Below are 11,975 nucleotides of genomic sequence, written 5' to 3' on the forward strand. Positions count from 1 at the left end.
TGTGCTCGCCGGGCGTCGGGGCCTTCACATGGTCGCGGCTCTTTGCCTCCGACAGCTTGATCGGCATGCCGAACATGCGCACCAGCTTTCCGGCAACAGGCACGTTGACGATCATTTCGCGCGCTGCGATATGCGGATCCTCGACGACTTCGGCTATGGTCTTGATGGCGCTGAGCGGCACGCGGTCGCCCGCCATCTCCTCTAGTTCGGCCTTGGTGTGCTGACCGAACCAGCGCGCCAGCAAAGGCGTCACGCGACGCTCGGCAACAGCCGGATCGAAGCGCTTTTCCATTGTGTCGATCTCGGGATCGTCAGCCACTTCCGGCTCGCCGAACATTTCGCAGGTGATGCGCCAGAACTTGTCGGTATAGCCGCCGAAAAACACGTAGCCGTCCTTGCAGGGGAAGGAACCGTAAGGGCGCACGAAGGGATGGTCGTTGCCAAGCGGGGAGGCGACCTCGCCCTTCGTCGTGTAGCGCACGACGGCATTCTCGGTCAGCGTCAGCACCGAATCCTGCTGCGAAATGTCCACCACCTGGCCGAAGCCGTCCCGTTCGGCCTGACGCAGAGCCGCCAGCGTGCCGATCGCGGCATAAAGTGAGGCGGCGAGATCGCCGATGATGGTGCCTACGCGCACCGGCGGGCGATCGGCGTAGCCGTTCATCGACCACAGGCCGCCGGCTGCCTGGCCGGTATTGTCATAGGCAGGCCGGGAGGCATTCGGCCCAGTGCGGCCGAAACCGCTGATCGCCGTATAAACCAGGCGCGGGTTTTCCTGTTTCAGAACCTCGTAGCCGAGGCCGAGCTTTTCCATCGTGCCGGGCCGGAAATTCTCGACCAGGATGTCGGCCTTGCGGACAAGCTGGCGCAGAAGCTGCTTGCCCTCGACCGTCTTCATGTTGAGCGTGATGCCCTGCTTGTTTCGGTTGTATTGCGCGAAGAAGGCGCTGAACTCGTCATCGTCATGCGCAACCATCGGCGGGAAGGTGCGGGCGTAATCGGGCTCGTCGGGGTGCTCGACCTTGATGACGGTGGCGCCCAGTTCGGCAAGCAGCATGGAACAGAAGGGACCGGCCACCACGCGGGTAATGTCGAGCACGGTCACGCCGGCGAGCGGGCCGGATGCGGCAGTGTGTTGGGTCATTCTGTTCCTCCTGCGGAAAGGGTCAGGCGTTGGCGTAGCGTTCGCAATGTGGCTTTGCCATATCGTGCGGGCCTCGATGGTCGCTCATGCACACATGGATTGCGCCACCTTGGAGCCAGACGTTTTGCCGAGTGCGGCCGAGATGAACTGCCCCGCCGCCACGACCCGGCTGAGATCGACGCCAGTGTGGATGCCCATGCCATCCAGCATGAAAACGAGATCCTCGGTCGAGACGTTGCCCGCGGCACCCGGTGCATAAGGACAGCCGCCCAAGCCGCCGACAGCGCTGTCGACAACCGAAACGCCCTCTTCAAGGCAGGCCAGGATGTTGGCCAGCGCCTGGCCGCGCGTGTCATGAAAGTGAGCGGCGAGCGTGGCGATGTCGAGGTCACCCGCCACCGCGCGCATCATGTCGCGGGCCTGCCACGGCGTGCCGATGCCAATCGTGTCGCCAAGCGAGATTTCGTAGCAACCGAGGTCGGTCAGCGTGCGCGACACCGAAACGACGGCATCTATCGCCACCTTGCCCTCGTAAGGGCAGCCGAGCACGCAAGAAACATAGCCGCGCACCGCGACATGATTGGCCTTTGCCATCTCGACCACCGGCCGGAAGCGGTCGATGCTTTGTTCGATCGAGCAGTTGATGTTCTTTTGCGAAAACGTCTCGGACGCCGAGGCAAAGACCGCGATCTCGCGCACGCCGGCGGCAAGGGCCGCCACCATGCCCTGTTCGTTAGGAACCAGCACGGGATAACGGATCTCGCCATCCAGATCGAGTTGCCGCACGACGTCGTCGGTATCGGCCATCTGCGGCACCCGCTTGGGCGACACGAAACTGCCGACCTCGATTGTGGCAAGGCCTGCCTCGCGCAACTGCCGGATCAGGTCGAGCTTGGTTGCGACCGAAACAACAACCGCCTCGTTTTGAAGTCCGTCGCGTGGCCCCACTTCCACGATCCGCACGCTGTCGCGCATGCCATGTCTCCCGATTTGAGCGACATTTAGCTTGAGGCTTGGCTCGTGCGGATGTTTACAGGCAACATGGAGGGCTCGTTGTTGTGTGTGTTTTGTACGTTATCTGTCGGCGGTGCCTGTGTCAGTCCACACAGGCTAGCAGGCAACTCCCCAGATGAGCCGCCATAGTTGGAGAACTGCCATGTCGCGTCATGCTGAGATCGTAACCATTGGCCACAAGCCGGCGGACAATCTGGATATCGCATCCTATTACCAGCGCATGCTGGCGCTTCTCGACGGCAATGCGCCATTGTCGAGCTTCGAGCAACTCGCCAATGCCGCCAAAGGCACGGCGCGTGACGAGGCGGCTGCCGATACGATGGGCAGTGCCATGGCGACGGCGTTGCGGCTGCGCGAGAACTTCGAGCTGAAGCGCAAGCGCGAGGTGGAGCTTTCGGCGCTCTACGAGACCGCGCGCGATCTGTCTGCCCTGCGGGATACCGACCAGATCCTGCAGGCTATCGTGCGACGCGCACGCCAGCTCGTGGGCAGCGACATCGCCTATCTCTCGGCAGCCGACGACGAGCGCGGCGACTTCTACGTGCGCGTAACGGAAGGCGTCATGTCGCAGGATTTCGGGTGTATCCGCGTACCGCGCAACATCGGCGTTTGCGGCAGCGTGGCGCGCGCCCGCCGTCCGTTCTATTCCAACAATTACACCGCCGACCGCAACTTCGACCATGATGTCGAGATCGACCGCGCCACCAGCGGCGAAGGCATTGTCTCGATCCTCGGCATTCCGCTGGAACTCGAAGCCCATGTCATGGGCGTGCTTTTCGTCGGCGACCGCTATGTGCGCTCCTATACGCCGCAGGAAATGGCTGTGCTGTCCTCGCTCGGCACCTTTGCAGCCCTGGCCATCGAGAACGCGCGGCTGCTCGAGGAAGCGCAGCGGTCGCTGCTGCTGGCCAAGGACGCCAATGCAGCCCTGCGCGCCAAGGCCGACGATATCGAGCAGGCGGCGGTGGCGCATGAGCAGCTCACCGAGCTGATCGCACGCGGCGGTACGCTGGACGACCTGGTCAACCGCGTGTCCAAGCTGCTTAAGGGCGAGGCCGGCGTGATCGACGAGAGCCGCACCGCGATCTCCGGCACAGCGCCCGAACAACTCACCGATGAAGAACTGGCCAAGGCAGTGCGCGAAAGTGACCGGCTCGGGCGTTCCGTGGCGCTGATGGGGGCGGACGGACGTACCACGCTGGTTGCCGCCGTGATGGGCGGATCGGCGCGGCTCGGCGCGCTGGTTTTTACCCGCAGCCGCCCGCTTTCGCCGTCTGAAACGCGCACGCTGGAGCGCAGCGCCATCGCCACCGGCATCGTGCTTCTGTCGCTCGACCGCATTGCACAGATGGCCCATCGCAACGTCGCCGACACCGTATCGGCGCTGCTGCGTGGCATTGCCGATCCGTTCTCGCCTGAAAGCGCGCGCCGCCTGCCGCCGGGCATCAGCCTGACATGGCCGGTCACCGTCATCCTGGTGGAACTGCTTGCAATCACCTCGGCGCAGGCCTCCTCGGCACTGCGCTCGACGCTCGCGGGACGCGACACGATCTTTGCCGAGTTCAACGGCGACCTCGCGATCGTTTCCAACGCAGCCGACCCTGAAAAGCTTGCCAAGCGAATCTCCGAACGGCTCGACGAGGCCTTCGACCAGCGCTTCACCGTCGTGATCTCCGATCCTGTTTCCAGCTTCGACAAGGTGCCGGCTCAGTATGAGGCCCTGCGCCGCTGCATCGGCCTCATTCGCGGCCTGAACCAGCAGGGGCGCGTGACCTTCGAGCGCAGCCTTTCGATGTACGGCCTGCTGTTCCAGAACCGTGGCGAGGATGCCATCGCAGCCTTCCTGCGCAGTGCGGTCGGCGCGCTTGTGGAACAGGACGAGAAGCGCAAAAGCCAGCTTGCGGTGACGCTGCTCACCTATCTCGACACCGGCCGAAGCGTGCAAAAGGCTGCCGAACTGCTTGGCATCCACGTCAATACGATGCGCCAGCGCCTTGATACGATCGCGCAGATCAACCCCGACTGGTCCGACCCAGCAAAGACGCTGGAGGTCCATGTCGCCTTGCGGCTTCACGTGCTGGGCCAAGCCGTTTGAGCGACGTGTGACGAAGCCACAGGCGCATCCCGGCTCTGTGTGTTTCCTGCACATTGTCCATCGCGGGCAGCGCCCCCTAGCTTCCTGGAAAAGTGAAATGCAGGGAGTTTCGCCACATGTCTGTCAACAGCCGCATTCCGGGCTTCTACAAGCTCTCACCAGCGGACCGCTTCAAGGCCGTCGTTGAGCTGACCGGCCTGCCAGAAAGCGAGTTGGCCAGCCTGACCCAGCCCGCGCCAGACATGCTGTCGATCGCCGACCGCATGATCGAAAACGTGGTGGGCACGCTGTCGATCCCGGTCGGTGTGGCCGCGAATTTCACTGTCAACGGCCGTGACTACCTCATTCCGATGGCGACCGAAGAGCCCTCGGTGGTGGCCGCGGCCAGCAACATGGCCTCAGTCGCGCGCATCAATGGCGGCTTCTTCACCTCGGCCGACCAGCCGATCATGATCTCGCAGATCCAGCTCGTCGGCAAGAAGGACCCGTATGGCGCGCGCCTTAAGCTTTATGAGCGCCGCGACGACATTCTGGCGCTCGCAAACGAGCAGGATCCGCTCCTCGTCAAGCTGGGTGGCGGCGCGCGTGACATCGATGTGCGCATCGTGGAAGCCGGGGCAGGGCGCATTTATGTCGTGCTCCATCTCATCGTCGACGTGCGCGATGCGATGGGTGCGAATGCGGTGAACACGATGGCCGAGGCGCTGGCACCGCTGGTGGCCGAAATCGCCGATGCCCGCGTGCGCTTAAGGATCCTCTCCAACAAAGCCGACCGCCGCATGGCCCGTGTGCGCGCGACCTACGACGCAGCAGCGCTTGGCGGCCCGGACGTGGTTGATGGCATCATCGACGCCTATGCGTTTGCCGCAGCCGACCCGTACCGCGCCGCGACCCACAACAAGGGCATCATGAACGGCATTACGGCCGTAGTGCTTGCCACCGGCAACGACACCCGCGCTGTGGAAGCCGGCTGCCACTCCCATGCAGCAGCTGGCGGTCGCTACACATCGCTTTCGCATTACGAGAAGGATGCTGCCGGCAACCTCGTCGGCACGATGGAAGTGCCGATGCCGGTTGGCCTCGTCGGCGGCGCCACCAAGACCCATCCCGTGGCACAGGCGGCGGTGAAGCTTCTCGGTGTCACCGGCGCGCAGGAACTGGCGCAGGTGATCGTTTCGGTCGGCCTTGCCCAGAACACCGGCGCGCTGCGCGCTCTGGCGGCGGAAGGCATCCAGAAAGGCCACATGTCGCTCCATGCCCGCAACATCGCCGTCATGGCCGGTGCCCAAGGCGAGGAGATCGAAGCCGTCGTTGCCAAGCTGCGCAGCGGCGGGCACGTGCGCATGGACCGCGCCCACGCGATCCTCGACGAGATCAGGCAGGGCGCTTGATCCAGAGACCTGGTGGCGGGGCGGAAGCCCTTCCGCTTCACCCGTCTTGGGGTTGGTTGCGCGAGCGTCCGCCGCTCAAGTCCTGATGGGTTGATCGCCGATTGCGAGCAGCCAATCACGAATAGCAGTGGCGCGCGGCGTCAGGGCGTGATCTTTCCTGGCGACCATGCAACTTGTTGCCGGAGATAAACGACACGCCCAGCTCTTTGACGAGGGTGCTATTTTCATGAGATCGCCAATGGCCTGTGCGGCAGCGCCCATCTCGGCTGCGCACTGTCCACCAATGCAGGCGGCTTTCAGGCCCTTCGCTATGGCGTTGCGCGCGACCAGGCTCTCGGGCTGGAATGCGTGCCGACAAACGGAACCGTGCTCAGCCACCTTGTTCCGTACCCAAGGACAATACGGGTTATGATCTGAAGCACCTGTTCATCGGGTCCGAAGGACCGCGAAGTGCCTGAAAACCCGGGCTTGCACCATCATCGGCCATCTCGGCGACTGCAACCTGCATGTCACGACCGGCGTGCCCGCCGCCGACCAGATCCAGGCGGAGAGGGATCCGATCTACCAACTCATAGCTCGGCATAGCCCTCCATATCGGCCGAGCACGGCATCGGTCTGGCCAAGCGGGATTACCTGCATCATTCGCGTACGCTCGCAGAACTCGCTGTCATGCGGGCTCTGAACTCCACCGTCGACCCGAACAGCCTCCTCCATCCCGGCAAGGTTCTGCCGATCTAGCCTTTAAAACTCAGGGGCGGTTGCACACTGCCACTACGTCAACGTTGACAATGCTGCACCTCAAGATTAAATTCCGACTGTTCGGAAATTAATTGGTGCTCCCATTGTCCCGTCCACGCGTCATCGATCAAAGCAAAATTCTTCGCGCCGCCGAGGTCGTGGTCATGCGCGATGGAGCGGCGCGGCTGACGCTTGATGCGGTTGCGCTGGAGGCTGGCATCAGCAAGGCCAGCGTTATTTACGATTACGGAACCAAGCAGGCGCTCATCAAGGCCGTAATCGAGCGCCGTATCAAGGCGGAAGAAGATAAGGTCGAGCAGGCGGTTCAGGGCCTTGGCAATATTGCTGATGTTCGGATTCGAGGCCGGATCGCAGCAACGGCCGAAGCTCCGGCCGGCGACGCGCAGTCTGTCGCTCTGAACTTGTGCGCGGCCTTGGCGCAGGATGCCGAGCTACGTTGCCTGTTGCAGGAATCTTATAGCCGAGAGCTTGCTGCGATAGCGCAAACATCCTCGCAGCCTCGTTCGGCTCTCCTTGCATTTTTGGCGTTGGAGGGACTGAGAAGTCTGGAGTTTCTCAGCATCCATTCCTGGCCGGAACCCGAACGCAGCCAGATCCTGCAGGAAATTGGCGCTCTTGTTGCGCCGAGTTCCCAAGCATCGGCTTTATAAGCCGAACAGTAGGGCAGTCGTTTCACCCCCTCTGTTCACCCATTCTCAAGCAAGCTTTCATCCACTTTTTATTCTGGTTGGTTCAATGAAGTCCTTTATCCACGCCATTCGGCTGGCAACTGCATTGGCGCTTCTGTCGCTAGTCGCCGGCTGCAACGACTCCGATGACAAAGCCGCGGCAGCGCCTGCGCCACCGCCTCCGGCGGTCAGCATCATCGAAGCGAAGCCCGAGGCTCTGCCGATCACCAATGACCTGCCAGGACGCGTCGCACCGACGCGCATTGCAGAAGTGCGTCCGCGCGTGTCCGGCATCGTGGTGGAACGCGTCTTCGAGCAGGGCAGCACCGTAAAGGAAGGCGATGTCCTGTATCGCATCGACAAGGCCTCCTTTGAGGTTCAGGTCGCCAGCGCGGAAGCCACCTTGCAGCGCGCCAAATCCGTGCAGCTTCAGGCCAGACAGAGTGCAGACCGTCAGACCGAGTTGAACACCCGTCGCATTACCTCGACCCAGCAGCGCGACGACGCTGTGGCTGTTCTGGCTCAGGCTGATGCCGATGTCGCCGTTGCCGAAGCCGGATTGGCGGCTGCGCGGCTCAATCTGGAATATGCCGAGGTAAAGGCGCCGATCAGCGGTCGAATCGGCCGAGCGCAGATCACGGAAGGCGCGTTGGTGTCGAGCACCGAGATCCTCGCCACGATCCAGCAACTCGATCCCGTTTACGTCGATTTCACGCAATCATCGAGCGACTTGCTTGGGCTTCGTCAAGCCGTCGCTTCGGGCAAGATCCAGAGCCCAAACCCCGATCAGGCCATGATCCGTATGCTGTTCGATGACGGCACGAAATATCCGCATGAAGGCCGCCTGTTGTTTTCGGAGGCCACCGTCGATCAGTCCACGGGACAGGTCACCTTGCGCGCCGAAGTGCCCAACCCCACGGATGATCTCTTGCCCGGAATGTATCTGCGCGTGCTGATCGAGCAGGGTATCGAGCCGAGCGCCATTGCCGTTCCCCAGCAGGCCGTTCAGCGTGACGCGGGTGGGAATTCGCAACTCTATGTTCTGAATGCCGAGAACGTGGCGGAACTTCGCACCGTCCAACCCGGCCGAATCATCGGCAACCGGATGGTTGTAGCCGAAGGGCTGAAGGATGGCGATCGCGTGATTGTTGAAGGTTTCCAGAAGGTCAGGCCCGGCTCGCCGGTCACCGCGGAACCCTGGAACCCGGATGGCAAGGCTGCGGCGGAAAACGTGCCGCAGAAATCTGCCAGCTAAGGAAGACCCATGGCTCAGTTCTTTATCGGCCGGCCCATCTTCGCGTGGGTTGTGGCCATTTTCATCATGATGCTCGGCGCCCTGGCAATTCCTATGCTGCCGGTCGCGCAATATCCAAACGTGGCGCCGCCGCAGATCTCGATCAACGCGGTGTATACTGGTGCAGCACCTGAAGACCTTTATCAGAGCGTCACGCGTCCGATCGAAGAAGAACTGAACGGCGTCGAAGGACTCCTTTACTTCGAATCCACGTCTGATACGTCGGGCAGGGTGACGATCACGGCAACCTTCGAGCCCGGCACGCAGTCTTCACAAGCGTCCGTCGATGTGCAGAACGCCGTGCGGCGCGTAGAAGCGCGCTTGCCGCAGGCCGTTGTAGATCAAGGCGTCGAGGTTCAGGAAGCCGGCAGCGGTTTCCTGATGATGGTTGCCCTTATTTCCAGCGACGGGAAGACAGACGTCATCGGCCTCGGTGACTACCTGAACCGTAACGTGGTTGGCGAAATCCGTCGTATCGACGGGGTTGGACGCGCGCAGGTCTTTGCGTCGCAGCGATCCATGCGGATCTGGATCGATCCCGACAAGATGCTCGGCCTGAGCCTGACAGCCGACGACATCAACAACGCCGTACGCGCACAAAACGCGCAGGTTGCCGCTGGCCGTATCGGCTCGCTGCCGAACACAGACAACCAGCAGATCTCGGCATCCGTTCTCGTGACCGGTCAGCTGAGGAACCCCGAAGAGTTTGGGCAGATCATTCTTCGCGCAAATCCCGACGGATCGACGGTACGCCTGAGAGATGTTGCCCGCATCGAAGTGGGCGCGGAGTCCTATAATTTCGGCACACGCATCAACGGTCAGCCAGGGGCGGGTGTCGGCGTTCAGCTGTCTCCCACCGCCAACGCAATGTCCACATCTGAAGCTGTCCGCGCCAAGATGGAGGAACTGAAGGAATACTTCCCGGCTGGCGTGGAATACGCCATCCCGTACGATACATCCCCATTCGTCGCTGTCTCGATCGAAAAGGTGTTCCATACGCTGATTGAAGCGATGGCGCTCGTTTTCGTCGTGATGTTCGTCTTCCTTCAGAAATTTCGCTACACCGTCATTCCCACGCTCGTCGTTCCGGTCGCGCTGCTTGGAACCTGCGCGGTCATGTATGCCACCGGATTTTCCATCAACGTCTTGACGATGTTTGCCATGGTGCTGGCGATCGGCATCCTGGTGGACGATGCCATCGTCGTTGTTGAAAACGTCGAGCGCATCATGGCGGAAGAGGGATTGTCCCCGAAGGAAGCGACGCGCAAAGCGATGTCGCAGATTTCCGGCGCCATCATCGGCATTACCCTGGTTCTGACGGCCGTGTTCATTCCGATGGCCTTCTTCCCGGGTGCGGTCGGCATCATCTATCAGCAGTTCAGTCTGACCATGGTGGTTTCGATCCTGTTCTCGGGCTTCCTCGCCTTGTCGCTTACACCGGCTTTGTGCGCTACCTTCCTGAAGCCCATCCCCAAGGGCCATGCCCATGCCAAGAAAGGACCGTTCGGCTGGTTCAATCGCGGTTTCGACAAAATAACGAACCGCTATTCCTCGTCGGTCGGCTGGCTGATCAACAAGGCCGGCCGCGTCATGATCATCTATCTGGCGCTGCTTGCCGGCCTTGCCTGGACCTTTATCCAGCTTCCTTCCGCCTTCCTGCCGAATGAAGATCAGGGCTTCCTTCTGGTCGACATCCAGGCTCCTCCGGAAGCGAGTGCCAACCGCACCGAAGCGGTGTTGGATAAGATCTACGAGATCTTCCAGGGTGAAAAAGCGCTTGATCAAAGCGCGTTGATCCGTGGCTTTTCCTTCTCGGGTGCAGGTGACAATGCAGGCCTCGCCTTCATCACGCTGAAGGACTGGTCGGAGCGTGGGCCCGAAGACGCGGCTGGGGCGATCGCCAACCGTGCCAACGGCGCACTGTTCATGCTGAAGGATGCGATTTCCTTTGCCCTCTCGCCGCCGGCTATTCAGGGACTTGGAACCTCCAACGGCTTCACCTTCCGCTTGCAGGACCGTGCAGGCGTCGGTCAGGACGCTCTTTCGGCAGCGGGCGCACAGTTGATGGCTGCTGCTAGGCAAAGCCCGGTTCTGGCCGGCTTGCGCGTTGAAGGCTTGCCGGACACCCAACAGGTCAACCTGATCATCGATCGTGAAAAGGCGAATACCTTTGGCGTTTCCTTCTCGGACATCAACGCGACTATTTCCGCCAATCTTGGTTCTCTTTACATCAACGACTTCCCCAATGCCGGCCGCATGCAGCGCGTGACGATCCAGGCGCAACAAGATCGGCGCATGAAGACCGACGATCTTCTCAGCCTGAACGTTCGCAACTCCAATGGCGGTATGGTGCCGCTGTCGGCGTTTGCCCGCACGGACTGGACAAAGGGACCGGCCCAGGTCGTCGGCTATAACGGGTATCCGTCGATCCGCATCGCGGGCGGCGCAGCCCCCGGTTACTCTTCAGGTGCTGCTATCGCCGAAATGGAGCGGCTGGCGGGCGAGTTGCCCAATGGCTTCGGTTATGAATGGACCGGCCAGTCGCTGCAGGAAATCCAGTCTGGCTCGCAGGCGCCATTCCTGGTCGGTCTGACGGTGGTGTTCGTCTTCCTGCTTCTGGCGGCTTTGTATGAAAGCTGGTCGATCCCGCTCGCCGTGATGCTGGTTGTTCCGCTTGGCGTGATCGGCTCGGTTCTGGCGGTGACTTACGCGGGGATGTCGAACGACGTTTACTTCAAGGTCGGTCTCATCACGATCATCGGTCTGTCGGCCAAGAACGCCATTCTGATCATCGAGTTCGCGAAAGATCTGCGGGCAGAAGGGATGCCGCTTCTGGAAGCCACGATCGAAGCGTGCAAACTGCGCTTCCGTCCGATCCTGATGACCTCGCTGGCCTTCACGCTCGGCGTGGTGCCGCTTGCCATTGCAACAGGTGCCAGTGCCGCGAGCCAGAACGCCATCGGCACCGGTGTGTTGGGCGGGATGATCTCGGCAACCGTGCTCGCCGTCTTCTTCGTGCCCGTCTTCTTCGTATTCGTCATGAAGCTGTTCGGGCGCAAGAAGGACGTATCGAGCGAAACAGTCTCGCCCGCCGAGGTGCCCGTCTCGAACGCGCACTGAGGCGGACAGGATGGCAAGACCGAATCGCCTTAAAAACAAAGGACCTGACGAGGAAACTCGCCGGGTCCAGCAGGACCGCCTTTTTTGTGCAACGCTGTTGGTGGCCCTGGATCAGGGCTACGGACACGTAACCTTGGATGCCGTGGCGGCGAAAGCCGGGATCAGCAAAGGCGGCTTGCTTTATCACTTCCCGACCAAGGCAAAGCTGATCGAGGCAATGCTGATGCGCTGGCTCAATTGCAGCAAGGATGATGTCGCAAGCCCGCTGCACAGCCAGGAGCCTTTCGCCCGGCCGATCGACCCACTGGCCGTCGCAACCCTTATAGCCGGCGCGGAAGATCCATTGCTCCTTGAAACGTGCGCCGAGCAGTTGCTTTCAAAGCAAGCACGCCAAGATCTTGCCGTCCTGTCTCCAGAGCATCGCGCCAGATCGCTCACGGCCGCTCTGGCCCGCCACCTGGCCCTGCGCTGACAGAGCCGGTGCGTCGCG

The 11,975-nt window shown here is 61.7% G+C and carries 10 protein-coding genes; 8 read left to right on the forward strand and 2 right to left on the reverse strand.

Annotation, left to right across the window (positions count from 1 at the left end):
- Positions 1 to 1,144 (reverse strand): CoA transferase (locus RTX98_RS04955; RefSeq protein WP_312795009.1); only part of this gene is annotated, 1,144 nt, incomplete at its 3' end.
- 84 nt (positions 1,145 to 1,228) lie between these two features.
- Positions 1,229 to 2,119 (reverse strand): hydroxymethylglutaryl-CoA lyase, encoded by an 891-nt coding sequence (locus RTX98_RS04960; RefSeq protein ID WP_312795010.1) that lies wholly within the window; start codon positions 2,117 to 2,119, stop codon positions 1,229 to 1,231.
- Between the two features lie 181 nt (positions 2,120 to 2,300).
- Here RTX98_RS04960 and RTX98_RS04965 point away from each other — a divergent pair, with 181 nt between their 5' ends.
- The 8 genes from RTX98_RS04965 (at position 2,301) to RTX98_RS04995 (ending at position 11,957) form a co-directional block, all read left to right on the forward strand.
- Positions 2,301 to 4,253 (forward strand): helix-turn-helix domain-containing protein, encoded by a 1,953-nt coding sequence (locus RTX98_RS04965; protein ID WP_312795011.1) that lies wholly within the window; start codon positions 2,301 to 2,303, stop codon positions 4,251 to 4,253.
- 116 nt (positions 4,254 to 4,369) lie between these two features.
- Positions 4,370 to 5,644: a hydroxymethylglutaryl-CoA reductase, degradative gene (locus tag RTX98_RS04970; RefSeq protein ID WP_312795012.1), complete on the forward strand. Its 1,275-nt coding sequence runs from the start codon at positions 4,370 to 4,372 to the stop codon at positions 5,642 to 5,644.
- Positions 5,645 to 5,917: 273 nt separating this feature from the next.
- The gene (locus RTX98_RS20770; protein ID WP_416223067.1) at positions 5,918 to 6,061 is read left to right on the forward strand and encodes a hypothetical protein; all 144 of its coding nucleotides are present in this window, start codon (positions 5,918 to 5,920) and stop codon (positions 6,059 to 6,061) included.
- A 174-nt stretch (positions 6,062 to 6,235) separates the two neighbouring features.
- Entirely contained in the window at positions 6,236 to 6,382 is a 147-nt protein-coding gene (locus RTX98_RS04975) for an FAD-linked oxidase C-terminal domain-containing protein (RefSeq protein ID WP_312795039.1), read from the forward strand.
- A 95-nt stretch (positions 6,383 to 6,477) separates the two neighbouring features.
- Positions 6,478 to 7,053, forward strand: a complete 576-nt coding sequence (locus tag RTX98_RS04980) for a TetR/AcrR family transcriptional regulator (protein ID WP_416223066.1) — start codon at positions 6,478 to 6,480, stop codon at positions 7,051 to 7,053.
- An 85-nt stretch (positions 7,054 to 7,138) separates the two neighbouring features.
- Positions 7,139 to 8,326: an efflux RND transporter periplasmic adaptor subunit gene (locus tag RTX98_RS04985; RefSeq protein WP_312795014.1), complete on the forward strand. Its 1,188-nt coding sequence runs from the start codon at positions 7,139 to 7,141 to the stop codon at positions 8,324 to 8,326.
- 9 nt (positions 8,327 to 8,335) lie between these two features.
- The gene (locus RTX98_RS04990) at positions 8,336 to 11,485 is read left to right on the forward strand and encodes an efflux RND transporter permease subunit (protein ID WP_312795015.1); all 3,150 of its coding nucleotides are present in this window, start codon (positions 8,336 to 8,338) and stop codon (positions 11,483 to 11,485) included.
- A 10-nt stretch (positions 11,486 to 11,495) separates the two neighbouring features.
- Positions 11,496 to 11,957, forward strand: coding sequence for a TetR/AcrR family transcriptional regulator (locus RTX98_RS04995; RefSeq protein ID WP_312795017.1), 462 nt, complete (start codon positions 11,496 to 11,498; stop codon positions 11,955 to 11,957).
- Positions 11,958 to 11,975 lie beyond the last annotated feature (18 nt).

The organism is Tianweitania sp., assembly GCF_032053605.1.
Classification (GTDB): Bacteria; Pseudomonadota; Alphaproteobacteria; order Rhizobiales; family Rhizobiaceae; genus Tianweitania.